Genomic DNA, 23,221 nt, shown 5'->3' on the forward strand with positions numbered 1-23,221 from the left:
AAGGAGACACAGCATGTTGATGGACGACTATCAATCACCGTGGCGCACGCCCGAGATCGAACAATTCCAGCAAACCGCCCGCCGCTACTGGCACGCCGAACTGCTGCCGCGCGTGCCGGCCTGGGAAGCGCAAGGCGGCATCGACCGCGAGGTCTGGAACCAGCTCGGCGCCATGGGCTTCCTGCTGGCCGACCTGCCATCGGAATACGGTGGCGGCGACGGCGACTACGCCCATCTGGCGGCGCTGGTCGAGGTCAGCGCGGAATGCGGCTTCGGCCCCGGCTTCGGCCCGCATTACATCGTCGCCCACTATCTGCATCATTACGGCAGCGAGGAGCAGAAGCGGCGCTGGCTGCCCGGCATGGCCAGCGGCGACATCGTCGCGTCCATCGGCATGACCGAGCCCGGCGCCGGTTCCGACCTGCAAGGCATCAAGACCCGCGCGCGGCGCGACGGCGACAGCTATGTGATCACCGGGTCCAAGACCTTCAACACCAACGGCCACCACGCCGATCTGGTGATGCTGGCGGTGAAGACGGACGCCAGTCTCGGCGCCAAGGGCGTATCGCTGCTGATGGTGGAAACCCGCGACCTGGCAGGTTTTCGGCGCGGCGAGCCGCTGGACAAGATCGGGCTCAAGGCGCAGGACACCGTCGAGCTCTTCTTCGACGAGGCCAGAGTGCCCGCCGCCAACCTGCTGGGCGCCGCGGAAGGCCAGGGATTCGCCCAGATGATGGCGCAGCTGCCCTATGAGCGGCTGCTGATCGGCATACGCGCCGTCGGCAGCATCGAACGGGCATTGCGCCTCACGCTGGAACACGTGCACCAGCGGCAGGCTTTCGGCCAGCCGCTGTTCAAGCTGCAGAACACCCGTTTCGAGTTCGCCGAAATGAAGACCGAGGCCGCGCTGGCGCGGGTCTTCATCGACCAGTGCATCGCCTGGCAGCAGCAGGGGCGGCTGGACGCGGCCACCGCCGCGATGGCGAAATGGTGGGGCACGCAGAAAGAATGCGAGACGGTCGACCGCTGCCTGCAGCTCTTCGGCGGATATGGATTCATGCGCGAATACCCGATAGCGCGCATGTACATGGACTCGCGCGGCCAGAAGATCTATGGCGGCGCCAACGAGGTGATGAAGGAGATCATCGCCCGTCAACTGGCGCCGCGATGATGACCGCAAGCGACGCCAAGACAGGCCCCCTGGCCGGGCTCAGGGTACTGGACATCGCCACGGTGCTGGCCGGCCCCTTCGCCGCCACCTTGCTCGCCGACTACGGCGCCGACGTGCTGAAGCTGGAGTTGCCGCGCAAGGGCGACGGCATGCGCGCCTTTCCGCCGTTCAAGGACGGCAGAAGCATCTGGTGGAAGACTGCCCAGCGCGGCAAGCGCTTCGCCACGCTGGACCTGCGCACGCCCGAGGGCGCCGGCATCTTCAAGCAGCTATTGCCGCAATTCGACGTGCTGATCGAGAACTTCCGGCCAGGCACGCTGGACCGCTGGGGCCTGACCAAGGAAGTGCTGTGGTCGCTGAAGCCGAACTTGGTGATCCTGCGGGTCACGGGATTCGGCCAGTCCGGCCCCTACTCGGAGCGGCCGGGTTTCGCGCGGATCTTCGAAGCCATGGGCGGGCTGACCACCATCACAGGCCATGCCGATGACGAGCCCATGCACGCGGGCATGCCGTTGGGTGATTCCATAGGCGGGCTATTCGGCGCCATCGGCATCCTGACGGCGCTATGGCCGCGGGCGCGCGACCCCGACCGGCCCGGCGAGGAAATAGACCTGGCGCTGACGGAGTGCATCACCCGGCTGCTGGACTTCATGCCCGGGGTCTACCAGCAGCTCGGCACGGTGCCCGCCCGTAACGGCAACCGCAGCCCCTACTCCGCGCCCTCCGCGGTCTACCGGACGCGCGACAACCACTGGGTATCCATGGCGGGCTCGATCGATTCCATGTTCGCCAACAACTGCCGCGCCATCGGCCGCCCGGACCTCGCGCAAGACCCGCGCTTCGCCGACAACGCCAGCCGGGTCCGGCATGAACAGGAATTGAACCGCGTCTTCATCGAATGGTGCGCCGCGCACGACCTGGAGCAGGTCCTGGCCGCCTTCGAACAGGCCAACGGCACGCTGGCGCCGATCTATGGCATCGACCAGGTGGTCAAGGACCCCCACGTGGTGGCGCGCCGTTCCATCGTCGACGTCCCCGACCGCGACTTCGGCATGCTGCAGATGCCCGGCGTCGTGCCGCGCTTCACCCGCGATCCGACGGAGCCCAGGCACGCCGGCGCGGAGCTGGGACAGGACAACGAGGCTGTCTACGCCGATCTGCTGGGGCTGTCGCCAGACAGCATTGCCCGGTTGCGCGCGGCAGGCGTGATCTGAGCATTCAACATGCACAAGGGAGACAAGGAATGCAAAAAACCATCCGCCTGACCGCGTTCATGATCGCCGCGCTGGCGGCGTCCGGCGCCCGGCCCTCCGCCGCGGCGGCCCCCTACCCCGACCAGCCGGTGCGGCTGATCGTGCCGTATCCGGCGGGCGGCGCGGTCGACGGCGCCGCCCGCGTCCTGGCCGAGCGTTTGAGCTCGCTATGGGGCCAGGCCGTGATCGTCGAGAACCGCCCCGGCGCGTCCGGCCGCATCGGCCTGGCCTTGGCCGCCAAAAGTCCGCCCAGCTACACCTTGGTCGCGGCCACCAATTCCACGCTGAACGAACAGCTGACCCGCGGCCAGGAAGGCGCAGCGCCAGCGGCCGCGACCCTGCTGCCCGTCTCCACCCTCTTCACCACGCCGGTCGCGCTGCTGGTCAACCGGCAGGCGGTTCCGGCGGAAAACCTGGCGCAGTACGTTGCGCTGGCCCGCGAAAAACCAGGTTCAGTAAGCTTCGGCTCCAGCGGCGAAGGCACGAGCACCCACTTCTTCGGCGAACTCCTCAGGCGCGACAAAAGCATCGACATCACCCACATTCCCTTTGCGGGAGAAGGCCCCAATCTCAGCGGCCTGATAGGGGGGCATGTCGGCAGCGCCTTCCTCAGCGCATCCGGCGCCACCAAGGCGGCCCAGACCGGCAAGACCCGCGTGCTGGCCGTCACGACGCCCGCGGGTTCCGCGCTGCTGCCCGGCGTGCCCAGCTTCGCCCAACTGGGCATCGCCGGCCTGGACCGGGACACCTGGGTCGGCCTCTACGCGCCTCCCGGCACACCGCAGCCCGTGGTCGATCAAATCACGAAGGATGTTGCAACCGTGCTTGCGTCGAGCCAGGTGCGCGAACGCTATGCGCAACTGGGGCTGATCGCCGAAGGCGGCTCGTCCGACGATCTCGCCGCGCGGATGGAGGACGACAGCCAGTATTGGACCCGGGTTGTGCAGCAGACGGGGATCACCCTGAGGTAGCCATCCCGGCCGTCTCCAACTTCCGTAAGGCTCTGAATAAATTGGCGAAAGTAGTACTCTGGACATAGCAGCAGCGCCGCCCTGCCGTCCGGCGCCGCGCGTCGGAGGAAACCTGCTCATGGCCGCCCCGATCCTGAGCCTGCTGTCCCGAAGCTGTGCCATGCTACGCAAGCTGCGCCGCGTGGCGGTGCTGTTGGCGGCGGCGGCAATCTGTTCGGGCGGCGCGGGCGCGCAGCCTGCCGGCGGCCCGCAAGTCGCTGTGGTGCTTTCCCTGGACGGCATCGTCGGCCCCGCCACGGCAGACTACGTCATCCGCGGCCTGGAGGCGGCGCGGCAGCAGAATGCGGCGGCGGTCGTGCTGCGCATCGACACGCCGGGCGGACTGGACGCCTCCATGCGCGACATCATCCGTGCGATTCTCGCGTCGCCGGTTCCCGTGATTTCCTATGTGGCGCCCAACGGCGCGCGCGCCGCCAGCGCTGGCACTTACATTCTTTACGCCAGCCACGTTGCGGCCATGGCCCCGGCCACGAATCTGGGCGCGGCCACGCCCATCGCGCTGGGCGGCAGCCCGTCCCGGCCGGCCGACAGCCCTTCCGGACCGGCTGACCCGGCAGACAAGAAGCCCCCCGCAGACAAGACCGCACCCGCCGCGCCGAAGGACGCAGGCGAAGCCAAGGCCATCAACGACGCCGTGGCTTATATCCGGTCGCTCGCCGCGCTGCGCGGCCGCAATGCCGACTGGGCTGAACAGGCCGTGCGCGCCGCGGCCAGCCTCACGGCCGGCGAAGCGCGCGCGCAGAACGTGATCGACCTGATCGCGGACGACGTGCCCGACTTGCTGGCCAAAGCCGACGGACGCCGCGTCCGGGTCGGCAACGCCGAGACCACCCTGCACACCCGCGACTTGCGCCAGATCGCGCGCGAGCCGGACTGGCGTACCCAAGTGCTCAGCGTCATTACGAATCCCAATCTGGCGCTGCTGCTATTGATGGCGGGCGTGTACGGTTTGATCTTCGAATTCATGAGTCCGGGCGCCCTGTTTCCGGGCATCTTCGGCGCCATCTGCCTGCTGGTCGGCCTGTACGCCCTGGCTGCGCTGCCGCTGACCTATGCCGGAATCGCGCTGGTCTTGCTAGGCACGTCGCTCATGGTGGCGGAGATATTCGCGCCTACGCTGGGCGTGCTGGGCGTGGGCGGCGCGGTTTCCTTCGTGCTCGGCGCCATTCTGCTCATCGACACGGACACGCCGGCCTTTGGCGTATCCGTGCCGCTGATGGCGGGAATCGCCGCGGCCAGCCTGGGGATGACGTTCCTGATCGGCCGGCTGGCCTTGCGCTCGCGCCGCGCGCCGGTCGTCAGCGGCGCCGAAGCGCTGATCGGACTGCGGATCAAGGTGCTGAGCTGGGCGGACGGGCAAGGCTACGTGGCGGCGGTGGGAGAACGCTGGCGCGCGGTAGGTCCGGCCGGGCTCGCGGCTGGCGACACCGTGGTGATCACCGCCGTCCGAGGCGTGACCTTGCATGTGCAGCCAGACACAGGCCTGCCGCCGTCCCAGCGGTGACACCCTCCATTCGGGCCACGCCGATACCCTACTCAAGCGGAGTCAGCCATGTTGATGAACCTCGCCTTCTACGCCCCCATCCTGGCGCTGGCCGTCGCGCTGTTCGCCCTGTCGGTCCGCATCCTGCGCGAGTACGAGCGCGGCGTGATCTTTACGCTGGGCCGCTATACCGGAGTCAAGGGTCCGGGGCTGATCCTGCTGATACCGGTGGTGCAACAGATGGTGCGCGTGGACCAGCGCATGACCGTGTTCGACGTGCCCAGCCAGGACGCGATCTCACGCGACAACGTGTCGGTCAAGGTGAATGCCGTCATCTACTTCCGCGTGATCGATCCGGAGCGCTCGGTGATCCAGGTGGAGAACTTCCGGCAGGCCACCAGCGAACTGGCGCAGACCACGCTGCGCTCCGTGCTGGGCAAGCATGATCTGGACGAGCTGCTCTCGGAACGCGACAAGGTGAACAATGCGGTGCAGAGCATTCTGGACGCGCAGACCGACGCCTGGGGCATCAAGGTGGCGAACGTGGAAATCAAGCACATCGACCTGAACGAAGGCATGATCCGCGTCATCGCCCGGCAAGCCGAGGCGGAGCGCGAGCGGCGCGCCAAGATCATCCACGCCGAAGGCGAGGAACAGGCCGCGCAGATGTTGCTGAACGCGGCGCGCACGCTATCGGAACAGCCCGAAGCCATGCAACTGCGCTATCTGAGCACGCTCGCCATGATCGGTGCGCAAAACAGCTCGACCATTGTCTTTCCCTTTCCCGTCGAGTTCAGCCGCCTGCTCAAAGGGCTGGCGGGGAAGGACCAGGAGCCGCCTGCCGGCCCCTGACCTTGCGCTAGGCCGCCGCCTTGCCGGCGTCCTGCAACTGCCGCCACTGGATCTTGCCGGTGCTGGACTTGGGCAAGGCATCCACGAATTCCACGATGCGTGGCGCCTTGTAGGCCGCCATGCGGGTACGGGCCCAGGCGATCACGTCTTCTTCGCGCACACTGCCGCGCGCCTCGTCGCGCAATACCAGCAGGGCCTTCACCGTTTCACCGCGGCAGGCGTCGGGCACTCCGATCACGCAAGCCTCGTGCACCGCCGGGTGCTCGTACAGCGTGTTCTCCACTTCCGCCGGCCAGACCTTGTAGCCGGATGCGTTGATCATGCGCTTCAAGCGGTCGGTCACGTAGAAATAGCCGTCTTCGTCCACCCGGCCGAGGTCGCCTGTGCGGAAGTAGCGCTGACCATCCAGCACGAAGAAGGCATCGGCGTCGGCCTGCGGGTTGTTCCAGTAGCCCAGCATGACCTGCGCGCCGCGCGTCACGAGTTCACCGGTCTCTCCCTGGGCCAACTCGGCCAGCGTGGCCGGATCCACAACCCTCGTATCCACGCCGAAGGTGGGCACGCCTATGCATTGGCGCTTGTTGCGGTCCAGTGGATTGCAATGCAGAAACGAGGCGGTTTCCGTCAGGCCGTATGCCTCGTTGTAGGTGATGCCGTAGCGCCTGGCCAGCATGGCCGAGACCGCCTCGGGCATGGGCGCGCCGCCGCCGCACAGCTGCGCCAGGCTGGACAGGTCCAGTTCTTCGATGCCCGGCTGCGCGAAGAAGTCCACGATCATCGCGGGTGGCGCGGCCCAGACGCTGACGCGATGGCGCGCCATCAACCGGGCTGCCACCTGGCGGTCCCAACGCGGCAACACCACCACCGTGGCGCCCAGCAGGATGGGCGTGTTCATGCAACTCTGCATGCCCAGCAGGTGGAACATCGGCGCCACGCCCATGATGACCGCCTCGGACGTCAGTCCGCGCCATAGCTGCGAACCGGCCAGGGACGCGCCTATGGTGCCGTGGGTATGGCGGCAGCCCTTGGGCCGGCCGGTGGTGCCGGATGTGTAGGGCAGCAGGCAAAGATCTTTCGCCCGTGCCCGGAGCGGCAAGGGCTGGGCGTTGACTGCCAGCGCGCCGTACCAGGGCACGCCCCCGCGCACATCGGGCGCGCGCCTGGGCGCGGCGACCCAGTCCGGCGCATCGGGAACCGGGCCATCCAGATAGTCCGAATAGGTGTGGACGATGACACGATCCAAACGCTTATCCTCGACAAAACCGTTCAGCCGCGCGCACAGTTCCTGCGCGGCGAAAGCCACCCGGGCACCGCTGTCGTCCAGGTAATGCGCCAACTCCTCCGGCGTGCTCATGGCGTTGACCGGCACGACCACGGCATCGGCGCGGAGGATGGCGTAGTACGCGATGACGAACTGCGGGCAGTTCTGACTCAGCAGCAGGACACGGTCGCCCGCCTTTACCCCCGCACTGTGCTGCAGGTATCCGGCCATGGCGTCGACCTCGCGCCTAAGTCGCGCGTAGTCGAGCACGGTTTCGTAGAACACGATGGCCGGCTTGTCCGGATAGCGCGTGGCGGATGCCTCCAGGTTGAAGTAAAGGCTGGACTGCGGCGGGGTGATTTCCTTCGGCAGGCCCTTGGGCCAAAACCGATAGTGCGCTTGCTGCATCTTGTCTCCTCGTGCTTGTTCTGGTTCCTTCCCATGCGCCTCAGGCGGTCATGGCGCGCGCGATGATTTCCTTCATGATTTCGTTGGAACCGCCGTAGATCTTGCCTACCCGCGCATCCGCGTACATCCTGGCTATCGGGTATTCCAGCATGTAGCCGTAGCCGCCGTGCAACTGCAGGCATTCATCGATCACCTGGCAGTTCATCTGCGTGGTCCACCACTTGGCCATGGCCGCCGTGGACAGGTCCAATGTGCCCGCCAGTTGACGTTCGATGCAATCGTCGACGAAGCGCGCCGCGATGGTGGCGACCGTCTCGCACTCGGCCAGCTTGAAGCGCGTGTTCTGCAGCTCGATGAGCGCCTGGCCGAAGACTTGGCGGGTACTGGCGTAGGCGACGGTTTCCTCGATGGCGCGCCGCATGGTGGCTACCGCCCCCACCGCGATCAGCAGCCGTTCGCGCGGCAGTTGCTGCATGAGCTGGGCAAAGCCGCGGCCCTCGATGCCGCCCAGGAGGCAGTCCTGGCCCACGCGCGCGCCATCGAAGAACAGTTCCGCCGTGTCCAGGCTTTTCTGGCCCAACTTTTCCAGCAGCCGCCCTCGCCTGAATCCGGCCAAGTCCTGGGTTTCCACCATGATCAGCGAAACGCCCCGCGCGCCCGCTTGCGCGTCGGTCTTGGCCACCACGCAGACCAGGTCCGCATGCAGGCCGTTGGTGATGAAGGTCTTGGAGCCGTTGAGCACGTACTCGCCGCCGTCTTTGGTGGCGGTGGTGCGCACGCTCTTCAGGTCGGACCCCGCGCCCGGTTCGCTCATGGCGATGGCGCCCACGAGTTCACCCGTGGCCATGCGCGGCAGCCAGCGTTGCTTTTGCGCTTCGGTGCCGTAGTTCAGGATGTAGTGCGCCAGGATGGCGCTATGCACGTTGTTGCTGAAGCCATGGACCATGGCGCGCGCCTGCTCCGCCCCCACGATGGCCTCGTGGGCGAAGCTGCCCCCGCCGCCGCCATAGGCCTCGGGCATGCTCACGCACAACAGGCCCAGGCGGCCCGCCTTGTTCCAGACCTCGCGGTCCGCGTGCTGCTGCTTGCGCCAGCGCTCTTCGTCGGGCGCGAACTCCTTTTCAAAGAGGCGCCGCGTCGAATCCTGGAACAGCGTCAGGTCCGCGTCCATCCAGCCTTGCCGTGGCGTGTCCATGCTCGTTCCTCCTGTCCTCAAGGACGGCCGCCGCCCACGACCAGGACCTGGCCGCTGACGTAGTTGGACTCGGGCAGGCAGAACAGGTACACCGCCCCCGCGGCTTCCGCCGGCGTGCCGGCCCGGCCGATGGGGATCAGGCTCTCGGCGTTCTTCAGCACCTGCGGATTGACGCCCACCTTGATCTGCCGGCCTTCGATGTCCAGCGTGGCGTCGCCGTCGGCGGGCGCCTCCGTCAGGCGCGTCTTGATCAGCCCGAAAGCCACGCTGTTGACGTTGACCTTGTAACGCCCCCATTCCTTGGCCAGCGCGCGCGTCAGGCCGTTGATGCCGGCCTTGGCGGCGGAATAGTTCGCCTGGCCGGCATTGCCCATGACGCCGGAAGTGGACGAGATGTTCACGACCTTGCGGAACACCTCCTTGCCCTGCTCCGCTTCGGCCTTGGCGGCCACGCGAATGAAGCCGGACGCGGCGCGCAGGATGCGGAACGGCGCGGACAGGTGCACGGCCAGGATCGCGTCCCATTGTTCGTCCGTCATCTTCTGGATCACGTTGTCCCAGGTGTAGCCGGCGTTGTTGACGATGATGTCCAGGCCGCCATAGGTGTCCACGGCGGTGCCGACGAAACGCTCGGCGAAACCTGCCTCGATCACGCTGCCGGCGCAGGCCTGCGCCTGGCCGCCCAGCTTGCGGATCAGCGCGACGGTTTCCTCCGCCGGCCCCGCGTCCAGATCATTCACCACCACGCTGGCGCCTTCGCGCGCCAGCTTCAGCGCAATCTCCTGGCCGATGCCGCGTCCTGCGCCCGACACCAGCGCCACCTTGCCTTCCAATGTACCCATCGCACTCTCCTTCTCTTGGTTTACCGGACCGCCAGTACCGCCACGCCGCTCAGGCGCAGTTCTCCGGTCTGGCTGCGCGCATGCAGTTCCACCCGCAGGCGGGCTTCCCCCTGCGCTTCAAAGCGTTCGACCACGCGACCGGTGCAGCGGACCTCGTCGCCCACATGCGTGATCGCCACGAAACGCACGGCGTACTCGCGCAGCGCCGATTGCGGCGCCCAGTTCGTCAGCAGGCGGGCCAGATAGGCGGCTGACAGCATGCCGTGGGCGAATACGTCGTCCATGCCCGCGGCGCGGGCGAAATCCAGGTCCACGTGTATCGGGTTGTGGTCGCCCGAGGCGCCGCAGTACAGCGCCAGCCCCAGCCGGCTGACCGGCCCGGCGGAAAAGCCGGGCAGTTCGTCGCCGGCCCGGGCGTCATGGTTCATGGCTGTGCTCATCGCGCGCTCCTCAGGCATTGCGCACGACCGTGGTCGCGCGCAGTTCGGCGACCAGGCGCCCGGCGGCGTCGGTCACCCGGGTTTCGCGCAGGACGAATTCCAGCGCGCCGCCCTTCTTGGCGTAGATGTCGGCGATGCGCGGTTCGAAGCGCAGTTCGTCGCCGGCATGCGCCATGGCGTGGTAAACGAAAGCCTGCTCGCCATGCAGCACCCGGGCAATGTCGATGCCCAATAGTTCACGCATGGCGGCAGGGCGGGGACTGGCCATCTCCAGGCAGAAGAGGAAGGTCGGCGGCACCGGCAATCCCGGGTGTCCGGCCGCGCGCGCGGCGGCCTCGTCGATGTAGACCGGGTCGTCCTGTCCGCTAGCCTGGGCGAAAAAGCGCAGACGGCCCGCCTCCACGGTCGCGTTGAACGCCGGCAAGACGGCGCCAATATGACTGGTATCCAGCATGACGTTCTCCTCAAGCTGCCTGGTACAGCGTCACCACGCAGGCGCCGCCCAGTCCCAGGTTGTGCTGCAGCGCCAGCCTGGCACCCTCGACCTGACGCAGATCCGCCTGGCCGCGCAGTTGCCACACCAGCTCGGTGCATTGCGCCAGTCCGGTAGCGCCCAGCGGATGGCCCTTGGACAGCAAGCCACCGGACGGATTGGTCACGACCTTGCCGCCATAGGTGTTGTCGCCCTCCAGGATGAACTTCTCGGCGGTGCCCTCCGGCGTCAGGCGCAGGCCCTCGTAGGTGATCAGCTCGTTGGCGGTGAAGCAGTCGTGCAGTTCCACCACGTCCACATCGTCGGGACCGATGCCCGCAGCTTCATACACCTGGTCGACGGCGGCCCGCGTCATGTCAAAGCCCACGACCTTGCGCATGTCGCCTGCGCCGAAGGTGGACGGAGTGTCTGTCGTCATGGCCTGCGCGGCGATGCTCACGGCGGGTGCGAGGCCGTGGCGGCGGGCGAACTCGTCCGAGCACAGGATGGCGGCCGCCGCGCCGCAAGTGGGCGGGCAGCATTGCAGGCGCGTCAGGGGATCGAAGATCATGGGCGCGGCCAGCACCTCGTCCAGCGTGACCGTCTGGCGGAACACTGCGTAGGGGTTGCGCGCGGCATGTTGGCGCGCCTTGACCGCGATGCGCGCGAAGATGTCGGCGCCGATGCCGTGTTCCTTCATGTAGTCGCGGCCCGCGCCGCCGAAGAACTGGGCCGCACGAGGCTTGGCCGTGTCATAGCCTTGCATTTCGGTCATCACCGAGATGAAATCGTGCAAGGGCAAAGGACGATCCTCATACACGCTCTTCAGCGCGCCGGGCACCATCTGCTCGAAGCCCACTGCCAGCGCGCACTCCACCGCGCCGCTTTCCACGGCCTGGCGCGCCAGGAACAGCGCCGAGGAACCGGTCGCGCAATTGTTATTGACGTTGAATACCGGAATACCGCTCAGCCCCACGCCATAGACCACTGCCTGTCCGGCAGTCGAATCGCCGTAGACGTAACCCGCGTAGGCCTGCTGAACCGCGTCGTATTGCAGTCCGGCATCCCGCAATGCCTCGCGCACGGCGCGCGCGCCCATCACGGTATATGCCTCGCTGGCGCCGGGCTTGCTGAACGGGATCATGCCTACCCCTGCAACCCATACTTTCCGATTCATGCCTGATTCTCCTGATGAGCGGGCGCGGCCACAGCCGCGCTCCTGGATTCATGGTTCTGTCGCAGCGCGGACTTCAGCACTTTGCCCGCTGCCGACATGGGCAACTCGTTGAGGAACTCATAGGTCTTGGGACACTTGAAGGCGGCCAGCAGCTGGCGGCAATGCCCGTCCAGGGAGTCCGCATCCACCGCCGCGCCGGGACGCGGCACGATCACCGCGTGCACCGCCTCGCCCCAGCGCGCATGCGCCACGCCGATGACCGCGCAACGCGCCACCAGCGGATGGCGGGCCAGCGCGCCTTCCACTTCGGCCCCGTAGATGTTTTCCCCGCCGCTGACGATCATGTCCTTGAGCCGGTCCACGATGTACAGATAGCCGTCTTCGTCCTGACGGGCGGCGTCGCCCGTCAACAACCAGCCGTGGTCGAATGCGCGTTGCGTTTCCTCGGGCCGGTTCCAGTAGCCCTGCATCACCATGGGTCCGCGCACCGCCAGTTCGCCGACGACGCCTGGCGCCGCCTCGCTGCCGTCGGGCGCGAGAATGCGCGTTTCCACGCCGATAGCTGGCCGCCCCGCCGATTCGGTGCGCGCGCCGCCCTCGCGCACCTCGGCATTGATGGCCACGGTGGCGGCGGTTTCCGTCATGCCGTACGCATGCACGAATTCTGCTTGCGGAAAGGCCGCCAGCGCGCGGTCGAGCAAGGCCCGGGAAATCGGTGACGCGCCCCAGATCACGCGCTGCACGCCGCCCAGCCAATATTGCGCGAACCCAGGCTCATCCAGCAGCATCTGGATCATGCTGGGCACCAGCAGCACCTCGGTTACGCCATCGTCCTGCAGAGCCTGCAGCACCGCACGGGGCTGGAAGCCGCGCTGTATCGCCACCGATGCACCCGCGACAAATTGTCCGATCAACCGCCCCAATCCGGCTACGTGAAAGAGCGGCGCCACCAGCAGGGTATGACTGTCGGGCGACGTCGGGACGGTGGCCATCCTGGCCACTGCGGCGCTCCACAAATTTGCATGCGTCAGCATGGCGCCCTTGGGCGCGCCGGTCGTGCCGCCGGTAAAGAGAATCGCGGCCAGCGTGTCGCCGCCCGCGCGGACATCCTCCTGCGCCACCGCCGTGCTGGCGTGAGCTTCCAGGACCTCGGCAGACAGCGGTTCCGTGCCGGCGGGCATGTCGATGGCGGCCATGCGCGGCGCCATCGTCTCGTCCACCAGCAGCAGGCGCGGGCTGCAATCGGCCAGCGCTTGCGCAAGCTCTGCGCCGCTCCAGCGCGTATTCAGCGGCACCACCACCGCGCCCAGCCACCAGCACGCCAGGATCCACGACACATAATCCGCGCCGTTGGCGCGCCAGAACGCCACGCGATCGCCCGGCAGTACGCCATGGCCGCGCAGCACGGCGGCCTTGCGCGCGGTCCAATCGATCAACCCGGCGTAGGTCCAACGTCTTGCGTCTTCGCGCAACGCGATCTTTGCGGGGTGCAGCCGGCCTGCGCGATGCAGACCTTGTGTCAGATACATGGTGCTTGTCTCCTGCGGCGCGCGTAGGCTTGGGCGGATTCCGGTCCGGAACGGCATGCCTTCGTCGCGATGTCCCTAGCTTCTCCCTTGAGGCCGGATCGCGGCAATGGCCGCAGGCGTCAAACCGATAGGCGAAAAGTGTCAGCGACCCGCGGGACCGCAGACCAGGCGGTTGCGGCGGTACTCGCCCGGCGATACGCCGGTCCATTTCTTGAAGGCGCGGTGGAAGGTGCTGGGTTCGGAAAAGCCCAGGCGCCCGGCGATTTCCATCAGGGAAAGATCGTGCCGGGCCAGGTATTCGACGGCGGCATCGCGCCGCAGATCGTCCTTCAAGGCTTGAAAGCCCTGGCCTTCCTCGCGCAAATGCCGCCGCAGCGTCTGCGGCGTCATCGCGAGCTGCGCGCTGACCTGGGCCAACGACGGCAATTCCTTGGAAAGGTCGTTGCGCAGCAGGCGTCGGATGCGGTCGGTCAGGGTGGTGCGGTCGTGGTACTTCACCAGCAGGTCGAACGGCGCATTGGCCAGGAATGGCTTGAGCGTCTGTCCGTTCTGCACGACAGGCAGGGCCAGCCAGCGCGACTCCAGCCACAGGCCGGTCACGGGCTGGCCATAGCGCACGGGCGCATAGAACAGCCTGTGCGCATCGGCGCTGCGGGCGCCGCTGCTGTAATCCACGCCCAGGATGGGAATGCGCCGCGCCGCCAGCCAGTTGGCCACGCCCAGCGTGAAAAACAGAAAGCTGCGCTCGCCGTACCAGCGCGTACAGCTGCTGGGGCCGCGCGAGTCGAGCACGATGCGCGCGCGCTCGCCGCTGACGCACAGGCGGGCGGTGAAGTCGGGCAGCACGCCGTGGTAGTAGCGGAATGCCACGCGCAAGGCCTGCCCCACCGTGCCTTCCTGCAGCGCGAGCCGGCAGGCATGATCGAACGCCCCCATGGGAACGGGATGCTGGCCCATGCCGAGGAAGTCGTCCCGGGTAGCGCGGCGCAACACCCGCATTATCTGCGCCAGCTGCGCCTGCGAAACCCGCGCCATCGGCGCCTGCAGCAGGGGCGGCGGCACGCCGGCGCGCATCAGCACCCGTTCCACGTCCACGCCCCGGCTGCGCGCGCCTTGCAGGATCTGGGCGATATGCCCCACGGCGATGGTGTGATGGGTCATGAGCGAATCCTGCGGCTGGCGTACGCCGATGGATCGATGGTAGCCAAAGCCCGCGCGCGCAGGAATGGCCGGCCTGAGCATTCCCGCCAAGCGGAATCAGCGAATCCGCCATTGGTGGGCCGCAAAGCCGCGCCTAGACTGGGCCGAGCCCCTGGCGGGCATGCCACTTCGTATTTACGGGAGTCCCTCTTTGGATACGCCGAACACCGCTCCGCTCGCAGGCGTCAGGATCCTGGACCTGTCGCGGCTCCTGCCCGGCCCGCTAGGCGCGCAGTACCTGGCCGACCTGGGCGCCGATGTGATCAAGATCGAAGACACGCAGGCGGGCGACTATGCGCCCGCGCCGCTGCGCGCCCTCTGCAACCGCAACAAGCGCGGGCTGCGGCTGGATCTCAAGCATCCCGAAGGGCAGGCGGCGCTAGCCGCGCTGGTGCGTAGCGCGGACGTGGTGATCGAGAGCTTCCGGCCCGGCGTGGCCGCGCGGCTGCAGGCCGACTATCCCACCCTGGCGCGGCACAATCCCCGGCTGGTCTACTGCAGCATCACCGGCTACGGACAGGACGGCCCGCAGCGCGACGCCGCCGGCCATGACCTGAACTATGCCGCCTGCGCCGGCGTCGCCGACCAGATGGGCTGCGGGCCCGATCTGCCGGCGTTGTCCAACCTGCCGGTGGCCGACATTCTTGGAGGCTCGCTCACCGCGGTGATGGGCATATTGGCCGCGCTGTACGACGCCCAGCGCAGCGGGCGCGGACGTTATATCGATATCGCCATCGCCGACGGCCTGCTGGCCGCCGCCGTGGTGCCGCTGGCCACGCTCAACGCCCGCGGCGACACGCGCCCGGCGGGCGCCGATACCTTGTCGGGCGGACTGGCCTGCTATGGCCAGTACCGCGCCGCGGACGGGCGCTATCTGGCGGTCGCCGCGCTGGAGCCCAAGTTCTGGGAAACGCTGTGCCGGCGGCTGGAACGCCCCGACCTGGCGCCGCTGCACCGCAACGGCGACGCGACGCAGCAGGCGCACGTGCGCAGCGAGCTGCAACAGCTGTTCGGCACGCGGCCGCTGGCGCACTGGCTGGCGTTGCTGGAAGACGCCGACTGCTGCGTGTCGCCCGTGCTCAAGCTGGCGGAAAGCCTGGAGCATCCACAGTTCGTCGCCCGCGGCCTGCCACTGCAGACCGAGCACCCGGCCTATGGCCGCCATGCCCAGGTCGCCAGCCCGGTGAAGATGTCGGGCTTTCAGTTCGCCATCCACCGCCAGGCCCCGCTGCCGGGCGAACACAGCAATCAGATCCTGCGCGAGGCCGGCTACAGCGAGCCCGACGTCGCCAGCCTGATCGGACGTGGCATTGCGCTGTAGGCACATACGGCCAGCCCACCCGACACCTGCAGTACCCATAACCAGGACGGAGACATCCATGAACGATCCTCATCGCAGCCCCCCCTCGCCGCGACGCCGCAGCCTGCTCAAGCTGAGCGCGGCCCTGCCTGCCGCACTGGCCCTGCAGCGACCGGCCCGCGCCGCAGGCTTCCCGGCCCGCCCCGTCACGCTCATCGTGCCGTTCCCCGCGGGCGGTGCGACGGACACCCAGATGCGCGCGCTGGCGGTCGCGGCCTCGCGCGAACTGGGCCAGCCGGTCGTCATCGCCAACCGGCCGGGCGCCGGCGGCACGCTCGGTCCCGCGGCCATGGCGCATACCGCCGCGCCGGACGGCTACACGGTGTCGGTGGTGGTGGGCACGCTGTTCCGCTATCCCTTCCTACAGCAGGTCAACTATGACCCGATCAAGGACTTCACCTACGTCGCCTGCATGACGGCCTACTCCTATGCCATCGTGGTGCGCGAGGACGCGCCCTGGCGCACGCTGGACGAACTGATCGCCGACGCGCGCGCCCACCCCGACAAGATCAGCTACGGCGGCACCGGCACGGGCGGTTCGGGACGCATCGCGATCGAGCGCCTGTCGCGCCTGACGAACACGCGGTTCAACTTCATCCCGTACAAGGGCGCGGCCGAGGAAACCACCGCGCTGCTGGGCGGCCATATCCAGATGGTGTCGGACGCCGGCTGGGGCCCCATGATAGACACCGGCAAGGCCCGCTTGCTGGCGGTGCTGGGCGAGGCCCGCGCCAAGCGCGTGCCAGACGTGCCCACGCTGACGGAGCTGGGCTACCCCATTGTCACGGCCAACCCGGTCGGCATCGCCGGTCCGAAGGGCATGGATCCCGAGGTGACGCGCGTCTTGCAGCAGGCCTTTCATCGCGCGTCCAGCGACCCGGAGTACAACCGCGCGCTGGAAACCGCCGACCAGCCCCACATGCTGATGGATAGCGCCGCCTACACCGACTTTGCGATCCGGCAGGTGGCGGAAGAGAAAAAGTTCGTGGCCGAGCTGGGCCTGAAGATGCAGTGACGGCTTGGAGCGCGCGCTGCCGTCGGCGTCCTCAGGCGGCGGGGTGCAGCATGCAGTCCCGCAAGCGCAGCACCGATGCGCAGGAAGTGTCGCGATGCGTCACCAGCGACAAGGACAGCGCATCATGCGCATCGGCGTCGGTCAGCGGCACGAAGGCCACGTGCGGGGTCGAGTATGCCCGCGTCACCCCAGGTACCAGCGCCAACCCCATGCCGCTGGCCACCAGGCTGATCAGCGTCTGCACCTGTATCGCCTCCTGGCTGATGCGCGGCGAGAAGCCCGCCTTCAGGCATAGCGCCTGCGCCACGCCGTGCAGGCCCGGCACCTTCAACGGCGAGTACAGCACGAAGCTTTCGGCGCGGGCCCGCTGCAGGCTGACCGGCCCGCCCGCGGCCAGCGGATGTCCCGCCGGCACGGCCAGGATGAGGTCGTCGCGCTCCACCACCCAGGAATCCAGCGCCGCGTCTTCCGCCAGGGGGCCGCGCACCAGGCCGGCGTCGATATCGTTGGCGCGCAGCATCGCCACCAGGCCGACCGTGCTGTCCTCGCGCAGGTCCAGCTGCACATCCGGATACTGCGCGCGGAAGGCCGGCAAATGACGCGGCAGCAGCATGTAGGTGGCCGAGCCGACGAAGCCCAGCCGCAGCGTGCCCCATTCGCCCAGCGCCACGCGGCGGGCGGCCTGGCGCGCTTGGTCGGCGTGGAACAGCGCGCGGCGGGCGTCCGCCATCAGCGCCTGCCCCGCAGGCGTAGTCGTCACGCCCTTGGCGCCGCGCACCAGCAGCGGCACGCCCACCGCATGTTCCAGTTTCTGGATCGAGACCGATAGCGCCGGTTGCGCGATATGCAGCGTATCGGCGGCCCGTCGGTAGCTGCCCAGCTCCGCAATGGTGACGAACTGCCGGAGCTGCCGTAAATCGATAGCCATAACAAATTCCATATCGCCCAATACCTACGCCATATTAGACGTGTATGCGGCTGGCCGATAGGATTCCTGCCATGACAGCCTCTCCCCTATCCCGAACCAGTGCGCTGGGCGGCGTGCGCATCCTGGACCTGACGTCGGTGGTGTTCGGCCCCTATGCGTCGCAGATACTGGCCGACTATGGCGCCGACGTAATCAAGGTGGAATCGCCCGCGGGCGATTCCACGCGCCACACCGGCCCCGCCCAGGAACCCGGGCTGGCCGCCATGTTCCTGGGCCTGAACCGCAACAAGCGCAGCATCGTGCTGGACCTGAAGCAGGCCGCGGCACGGCAGGCGCTCTTGACGATGGTGGACCAGGCCGACGTGCTGATGCACAGCATGCGCCCGGCCAAGATGGCGGCGCTGGGATTGGGCCCGGATACGCTCTGCGCACGCAATCCACGCCTGGTCTATGCCGGCCTGTACGGCTTCGGCGCGGGCGGCGCCTACGACGGCCGGCCTGCTTATGATGACATCATCCAGGGCCTGTCGGGCCTGGCCGATCTGGTCGACCGCCAGACCGGCGCGCCGCGCTACCTGCCTACCGTGGCGGCCGACAAGACTTGCGGCCTGGTCGCGGCGCACGCCATCCTGGCCGCCCTGTTCCAGCGCGAGCGCAGCGGCGCGGGACAGCAACTGGAGGTCCCCATGTTCGAGAGCATGGCGTCCTACGCGCTGGTCGAGCATTACTACGGCAGGCACCTGGCCGACCAGCCCGGCGAGGCGGGATATCCGCGCGTGCTCACGCCCTGGCGCAGGCCGTGCCAGACCGCCGATGGCCATGTCTGCCTGATGCCCTACACCGACGCCCACTGGCGCGACTTCTTCCTTGCGGCGGAACGCCCCGACCTGGCAGAGGACGCGCGCTTTGCCGACATCGCGTCGCGCACGCGGCATATCGAGACGCTGTACGAACTGCAGGCCGGCATCGTGGCCGCACGCGATACCGCCTACTGGCTGGCGCTGTGCGAACGGTTGGAAATCCCCGCCGCGCGCGTCAACCGCCTGCAGGACCTGGAGGCCGATCCGCACCTGCAAAGCGTGGACTTCTTCGAGCCGCTCGAAAGCGCCTCGGGCAGCCGCTACCGCTTTCCCCGCAACCCCGTGCGCCTGCAGCACTCCCACGTGCCGGCCGCCATGCCGCCGCGCCTGGGCGAGCACACGCTGGACGTGCTGCGCCAGGCCGGCCTGGACGAAGCCCTGATTTCCACGCTTCTGGAATCGGGCGCCGCCCGCGACACGCTTTCCTCAACCCAGACCCACAGCAAGGATCCCGCATGACCGCAGACCGCGACGCCGCCGACATCAAGCAGCTTGGCCACGGCTATTACTGGCAGGACCTGGCCGTGGGCCAGCGCTTCCACACCTTCCGCCGCACAGTGACCGAAACCGACATCGTGAACTTCATCAGCGTGACCGGCATGCTGGAAACGATCTTCATCGACGCCACCTATGCGCACGGCGCCATCCAGGGACGCCCCGCCCCCGGCGCGCTGACCTACGGCCTGATCGAGGGCCTGATCATGCAGGGCATGGTGCAAGGCACCGGGCTGGCGCTGCTGGAGGTCCACAAGAAAATGCTGGCGCCAGTGGTCGCGGGCGACACCATCTGGGCGGAGATCGAAGTCACGGGCATACGTCCCACCTCGCAACACAACCGGGCGGTGGTCACGTCCGCCATCGAGGTCCGCAATCAGCACGGCAAGCCGGTGATGGCCTACACGGCCACGCGCATGCTGGCCGGCAGGCCCTGAAAGTTCATCAGACGGCCAAGCCTCCCCGCAGAGGGAGCTGGCGCCTGGACGCGGTTCGCGTCACTAAAACAGCACAAGGAGACAAATGATGAAGAAAGCACTGCTGGCGGGCAGCCTCGCCATCCTGGCGCTGGCAGGCGCCGCAAGCGCCCAGGCCGCCTGGCCCGAGCGTCCCATCACCATGGTGGTGCCCTTCCCGCCGGGCGGGCCGACCGATCTGGTGGCGCGGGTGCTGGCCAAGCAGCTGACGGACCAGCTGGGCCAGACCGTCGTGGTCGAGAACAAGGGCGGCGCCAACGGCAATATCGGCATGCAGTACGCGGCGGCCGCCAAGCCCGATGGCTACACCGTGCTGTACAACACGTCCTCCATCGCGCTCAGTCCCAATCTGTACCGGTCGCTGGCCTTCGACCCGGTCAAGGACTTCGCGCCGGTATCGTCCACGGCAGTGATCCCGCTGGTGCTGCTGGTGCATCCGTCCGTGCCGGCGCCAGACACCCGCGCGTTCGTGCAGTACGCGCGCGAGCATCCCGGCAAGCTGTCGTATGGTTCGGCCGGCGCCGGCAACGTCACGCACCTGGGCGCCCTTTTACTAATGCGTTCGCTGCAGATCGACGCGGTGCATGTGCCGTACCGCGGCAGCGCGCCGGCCATGACGGACCTGGTCGGCGGACAGGTGCAGCTCATGACCAATACGCTGAACGATTCGCTCGGCTTCATCCGCGAAGGCAAGCTGCGCGCGCTGGCCGTGACCAGCGGCACGCGCAGCGAACAATTGCCCGAAGTGCCGACGGTGGCGGAAACCGTGGTGCCTGGATTCGAGATGGGCGCCTGGCAAGGCGTGGTGGTGCCGGCAGGCACGCCGACGCCGATCATAGACAAGCTGAACGCCGAAATCCGCCGCGCGCTGCAATCGCCCGAAATGACCAAACAGCTCAAGGCGCAGGGCGCGCAGGCGCTGGGCTCCACGCCCCAGGAGTACGCGACCTACATCAAGAGCGAAATCGCGCGTTGGGGAGAAGTGGTGAAGGAGGCCAACGTCAAGCTAGACTAATGGCCGCCGAAGGTGGATGCAAAACGCCCGCAAGTTGCGGGCGTTTTGCTGGGACTGCGAAGCCGGCTGAAAAACTCAGCGGCCGTTGGCCTTGGCGGTGATGCCGTTGGCCGCGCCCATGTCGGTATTGGGCACGTCGCGCAGCAGCACGCGCACGTCCTGGCCCGAGATGCCGATGCTGGCGCACACGGCCTGGTTCAGGGCCGCGATCAGTGCGGCCTTCTTGGCCTCGTCGCGGCCGGAGATCAGCGCCACGTCGACGCGAGCCATGGCCTTGCCGATTTCGCCGCCCACGATCACGTGCTCGGCCGCCACTTCCTGCAGCACGATGCGCACGCTGGGCAGCGGCGCCGCAATGCTTTCGACGACGGCGTTGGACGCGGCCTGCAACAGAGCGGCCTTCTGGGCGGCCGTGTGGCCTGCCATGATCTGGACATTCAAAATAGGCATGACGGATTCCGATGTTCCGAAAAAGGAGAAACCGGCCCAGGCGGCCGGCAAACCATCATATCCGTATCGGAGCCGCGCAAACGGCCAAGCGGCCTCGATACGGATTAGGGTTTCTCCCTGTCAGGCCGCCTGATCGCGGCGCTCGAGCTCGGGCTGCTCTTGCGCCTCGGTGGCCGCGGCAGCTTCCGCCGGCGCGGTTTCCGCCAGGGCCGGCGTCACCAGTTCCACGACCTTCTTGCGCGACAGCATGCCGATGAACTCGTCGTCCTCGCCGGTCACCGCGACCGGCTGGTCGCTGTGCACCAGCTGGGCCAGCACCTCGCCCAAGCCCGCCGTGGCCGGCACCGAAGCCAGGTCCTCGACGTAGCGCGAGATGTCGCGCGCGCCTTCCTCGATGGCGCGCGTGGCGGCCTCCGCGGTCAGCACGCCCGCCAGCCGCTTGCCGTCCAGCACTGGCGCGTATTCATAGCTCAGCGCGCGCATGCGGTCCATGGCGTGGGCGGGACGCGAACGCATGGTCAAAGTCAGGCGCGCCGGGTTCACGGCGTGCGTGGCGTTGAGCACCTTGGTGCGGTTCACGTCTTGCAGGAACGACTGCACGTAGTCGTTGGCCGGGTTCAACAGGATGTCTTCAGGCGTGCCTTCCTGCACCAGTTCGCCGTCCTTGAGAATGGCGATGCGGTTGCCCAGGCGCAGGGCTTCGTCCAGGTCATGGGTGATGAAGACGATGGTCTTGTTGAGCTTGGCCTGCAATTGCAGCAGCTGGTCCTGCATCTCGCGGCGGATCAGCGGATCCAGCGCCGAGAAGGCTTCGTCCATCAGCAGGATTTCGGCATCGGTGGCCAGCGCCCGGGCCAGGCCGACGCGCTGCTGCATGCCGCCCGACAACTGGTGGGGATACTGGTTCTCGAAGCCCGACAGGCCCACCTGGTCCAGCCATTCGCGGGCGCGCTTTTCGCGTTCGGCACGGCCCACGCCCTGCACGGTGAGACCGTAGGCGGCATTGTCCAGCACCGTGCGGTGCGGGAACAGGCCGAAGCGCTGGAACACCATGCTCATCTTCTTCTGGCGGAAGATTTCCAGGTCGCGCTTGTTCAGGCTGACCACGTCCACGCCGTCGACCAGGATGTGGCCGGCGCTGGGCTCGATCAAGCGGTTGAAGTGGCGGATCAAGGTGGACTTGCCGGAACCCGACAGGCCCATGATGACGTAGATGCTGCCTTCTTCGATCGACAGGCTGATGTCGCGCAGGCCCAGCGTATGGCCGCTTTCGGCCAGCAGCTGTTCCTTGCTCATGCCGCCCTGGGCGGCTTCCAGCCATTTCTTCGGATGCGGCCCGAAGACCTTGTAGATGTTCTTGACCTCGATCTTGCTCATCGCTGGCCTCCCATGCGCATGCGCTGTCCATACGATTGCGTGATCCGGTCGAACAGCACGGCCAGCACCACGATACCCAGGCCCGCCAGCAGGCCGCGGCCCACTTCCAGGCGGTTGATGCCGAGCAGCACTTCGTAGCCCAGGCCGCGCGCGCCGATCATCGAAGCGATCACCACCATCGACAGCGCCATCATCGTGGTCTGGTTGATGCCGGCCATGATGTTGGGCAGGGCCAGCGGCAACTGCACGCCGAACAACTGCTGGCGCGGATTGGCGCCGAAGGCGCGCGAGGCTTCCAGCACTTCGCGGTCGACCAGGCGGATGCCCAGATCGGTCAGGCGGATCAGCGGCGGCACGGCGTAGATCACGGTGGCGATGATGGCGGGGATCTTGCCCAGGCCGAACAGCATGACCACGGGGATCAGGTACACGAAGCTGGGCATGGTCTGCATCACGTCCAGCACCGGCAGCATGATGGAGCGCAGCCAGTTGATCCGCGCCATCAGCACGCCCAGCGGAATGCCGATAATCACCGACAGGCCGGCCGCCATGATCATTAGCGCGAGCGTCTGCATGCCGGCATCCCACAGGCCCAGCACGCCGATCACGCACAGCAGCGCGCCCATCGCCAGGCTCAGGCCGATGCGGCGGCTGACGCCCCAGGCGATCGCGACCGTGACCGCGACCACCGCCCACCAGGGCGAATTGCGCAGCAGCTGCTCCAGCCACACCAGGGCATGCAGCACGGGCTGGGACAGGGTCTCCAGCGTGTCGGCATAGTTGGTGACCAAGTGATCGACAAAGCCGTCGATCGCCCCCCGGACCTGCCGGGCGGGAATAATTTCAGGAAACATTCGTTCTACTCCATTCTGGCGCACTCACCGCGCGGACCGCCCGCGCCAGCCCCGGGATCGGGAATGCGGCGCAAGCT

The 23,221-nt window shown here is 67.6% G+C and carries 22 protein-coding genes; 10 read left to right on the forward strand and 12 right to left on the reverse strand.

Annotated features, from left to right (window positions below; all coding sequences use genetic code 11):
- Positions 1-13: 13 nt before the first annotated feature.
- From AC3WOB_RS30220 to AC3WOB_RS30240, 5 genes are all read left to right on the forward strand, one after another.
- Positions 14-1,171, forward strand: a complete 1,158-nt coding sequence (locus tag AC3WOB_RS30220) for an acyl-CoA dehydrogenase family protein (RefSeq protein ID WP_492277086.1) — start codon at positions 14-16, stop codon at positions 1,169-1,171.
- Positions 1,168-2,385, forward strand: a complete 1,218-nt coding sequence (locus tag AC3WOB_RS30225; RefSeq protein ID WP_492277087.1) for a CaiB/BaiF CoA transferase family protein — start codon at positions 1,168-1,170, stop codon at positions 2,383-2,385. Before AC3WOB_RS30220 ends, AC3WOB_RS30225 begins: the two co-directional genes overlap by 4 nt.
- Positions 2,386-2,414: 29 nt before the next feature.
- Positions 2,415-3,395 (forward strand): Bug family tripartite tricarboxylate transporter substrate binding protein, encoded by a 981-nt coding sequence (locus AC3WOB_RS30230; RefSeq protein ID WP_492277088.1) that lies wholly within the window; start codon positions 2,415-2,417, stop codon positions 3,393-3,395.
- 118 nt (positions 3,396-3,513) lie between these two features.
- On the forward strand, positions 3,514-4,959 hold the full coding sequence (locus AC3WOB_RS30235) for an NfeD family protein (RefSeq protein WP_492277089.1): 1,446 nt from the start codon (positions 3,514-3,516) through the stop codon (positions 4,957-4,959).
- A gap of 48 nt (positions 4,960-5,007) precedes the next feature.
- Positions 5,008-5,790 carry a slipin family protein gene (locus AC3WOB_RS30240; RefSeq protein ID WP_013395403.1) on the forward strand — a complete coding sequence of 261 codons (783 nt, stop codon included), beginning with the start codon at positions 5,008-5,010 and terminating at the stop codon, positions 5,788-5,790.
- A gap of 7 nt (positions 5,791-5,797) precedes the next feature.
- Here AC3WOB_RS30240 and AC3WOB_RS30245 read toward each other — a convergent pair whose 3' ends face one another.
- The 8 genes from AC3WOB_RS30245 to AC3WOB_RS30280 all read right to left on the reverse strand — a co-directional run bounded on the left by AC3WOB_RS30245 (position 5,798) and on the right by AC3WOB_RS30280 (position 14,275).
- Entirely contained in the window at positions 5,798-7,459 is a 1,662-nt protein-coding gene (locus AC3WOB_RS30245) for a long-chain fatty acid--CoA ligase (RefSeq protein ID WP_492277090.1), read from the reverse strand.
- A gap of 40 nt (positions 7,460-7,499) precedes the next feature.
- Positions 7,500-8,654 carry an acyl-CoA dehydrogenase family protein gene (locus tag AC3WOB_RS30250; protein ID WP_492277091.1) on the reverse strand — a complete coding sequence of 385 codons (1,155 nt, stop codon included), beginning with the start codon at positions 8,652-8,654 and terminating at the stop codon, positions 7,500-7,502.
- Between the two features lie 17 nt (positions 8,655-8,671).
- Positions 8,672-9,496 (reverse strand): SDR family NAD(P)-dependent oxidoreductase, encoded by an 825-nt coding sequence (locus AC3WOB_RS30255; RefSeq protein WP_492277092.1) that lies wholly within the window; start codon positions 9,494-9,496, stop codon positions 8,672-8,674.
- Between the two features lie 20 nt (positions 9,497-9,516).
- On the reverse strand, positions 9,517-9,936 hold the full coding sequence (locus tag AC3WOB_RS30260; RefSeq protein ID WP_492277093.1) for a MaoC family dehydratase: 420 nt from the start codon (positions 9,934-9,936) through the stop codon (positions 9,517-9,519).
- Positions 9,937-9,946: 10 nt separating this feature from the next.
- Positions 9,947-10,390 carry a MaoC family dehydratase N-terminal domain-containing protein gene (locus AC3WOB_RS30265; protein ID WP_492277094.1) on the reverse strand — a complete coding sequence of 148 codons (444 nt, stop codon included), beginning with the start codon at positions 10,388-10,390 and terminating at the stop codon, positions 9,947-9,949.
- A 10-nt stretch (positions 10,391-10,400) separates the two neighbouring features.
- Positions 10,401-11,585 carry a lipid-transfer protein gene (locus AC3WOB_RS30270; protein ID WP_492277095.1) on the reverse strand — a complete coding sequence of 395 codons (1,185 nt, stop codon included), beginning with the start codon at positions 11,583-11,585 and terminating at the stop codon, positions 10,401-10,403.
- Positions 11,582-13,114 (reverse strand): class I adenylate-forming enzyme family protein, encoded by a 1,533-nt coding sequence (locus AC3WOB_RS30275; RefSeq protein WP_492277096.1) that lies wholly within the window; start codon positions 13,112-13,114, stop codon positions 11,582-11,584. Before AC3WOB_RS30275 ends, AC3WOB_RS30270 begins: the two co-directional genes overlap by 4 nt.
- Positions 13,115-13,255: 141 nt before the next feature.
- A complete protein-coding gene (locus tag AC3WOB_RS30280; RefSeq protein WP_492277097.1) occupies positions 13,256-14,275 on the reverse strand; it encodes an AraC family transcriptional regulator in 1,020 nt (339 codons plus the stop codon).
- Positions 14,276-14,465: 190 nt separating this feature from the next.
- Between AC3WOB_RS30280 and AC3WOB_RS30285 the strand changes: the two genes are divergently transcribed.
- Entirely contained in the window at positions 14,466-15,635 is a 1,170-nt protein-coding gene (locus AC3WOB_RS30285; RefSeq protein WP_492277098.1) for a CaiB/BaiF CoA transferase family protein, read from the forward strand.
- Between the two features lie 58 nt (positions 15,636-15,693).
- Positions 15,694-16,689: a tripartite tricarboxylate transporter substrate binding protein gene (locus AC3WOB_RS30290; protein ID WP_492277099.1), complete on the forward strand. Its 996-nt coding sequence runs from the start codon at positions 15,694-15,696 to the stop codon at positions 16,687-16,689.
- 31 nt (positions 16,690-16,720) lie between these two features.
- Here AC3WOB_RS30290 and AC3WOB_RS30295 read toward each other — a convergent pair whose 3' ends face one another.
- Positions 16,721-17,617 carry a LysR family transcriptional regulator gene (locus AC3WOB_RS30295; protein WP_492277100.1) on the reverse strand — a complete coding sequence of 299 codons (897 nt, stop codon included), beginning with the start codon at positions 17,615-17,617 and terminating at the stop codon, positions 16,721-16,723.
- A 71-nt stretch (positions 17,618-17,688) separates the two neighbouring features.
- On the opposite strand from AC3WOB_RS30295, the gene AC3WOB_RS30300 reads away from it, so the two are divergent.
- The 3 genes from AC3WOB_RS30300 (at position 17,689) to AC3WOB_RS30310 (ending at position 20,463) form a co-directional block, all read left to right on the forward strand.
- Positions 17,689-18,936 carry a CaiB/BaiF CoA transferase family protein gene (locus AC3WOB_RS30300; protein ID WP_492277101.1) on the forward strand — a complete coding sequence of 416 codons (1,248 nt, stop codon included), beginning with the start codon at positions 17,689-17,691 and terminating at the stop codon, positions 18,934-18,936.
- Positions 18,933-19,409: a MaoC family dehydratase gene (locus AC3WOB_RS30305; protein WP_492277102.1), complete on the forward strand. Its 477-nt coding sequence runs from the start codon at positions 18,933-18,935 to the stop codon at positions 19,407-19,409. Before AC3WOB_RS30300 ends, AC3WOB_RS30305 begins: the two co-directional genes overlap by 4 nt.
- A gap of 88 nt (positions 19,410-19,497) precedes the next feature.
- Positions 19,498-20,463, forward strand: a complete 966-nt coding sequence (locus AC3WOB_RS30310; RefSeq protein WP_492277120.1) for a Bug family tripartite tricarboxylate transporter substrate binding protein — start codon at positions 19,498-19,500, stop codon at positions 20,461-20,463.
- Between the two features lie 75 nt (positions 20,464-20,538).
- Here the strand turns inward: AC3WOB_RS30310 and AC3WOB_RS30315 are convergent, their stop codons facing one another.
- From AC3WOB_RS30315 to AC3WOB_RS30325, 3 genes are all read right to left on the reverse strand, one after another.
- The gene (locus AC3WOB_RS30315) at positions 20,539-20,913 is read right to left on the reverse strand and encodes a tautomerase family protein (protein ID WP_013395418.1); all 375 of its coding nucleotides are present in this window, start codon (positions 20,911-20,913) and stop codon (positions 20,539-20,541) included.
- 120 nt (positions 20,914-21,033) lie between these two features.
- Positions 21,034-22,290, reverse strand: a complete 1,257-nt coding sequence (locus AC3WOB_RS30320; RefSeq protein ID WP_013395419.1) for a quaternary amine ABC transporter ATP-binding protein — start codon at positions 22,288-22,290, stop codon at positions 21,034-21,036.
- Complete coding sequence (locus tag AC3WOB_RS30325) at positions 22,287-23,144, reverse strand: ABC transporter permease (protein WP_013395420.1); 858 nt, start codon at positions 23,142-23,144, stop codon at positions 22,287-22,289. Before AC3WOB_RS30325 ends, AC3WOB_RS30320 begins: the two co-directional genes overlap by 4 nt.
- Between the last annotated feature and the right edge of the window lie 77 nt (positions 23,145-23,221).

The organism is Achromobacter sp. FW305-C-30-7, from assembly GCF_058783105.1.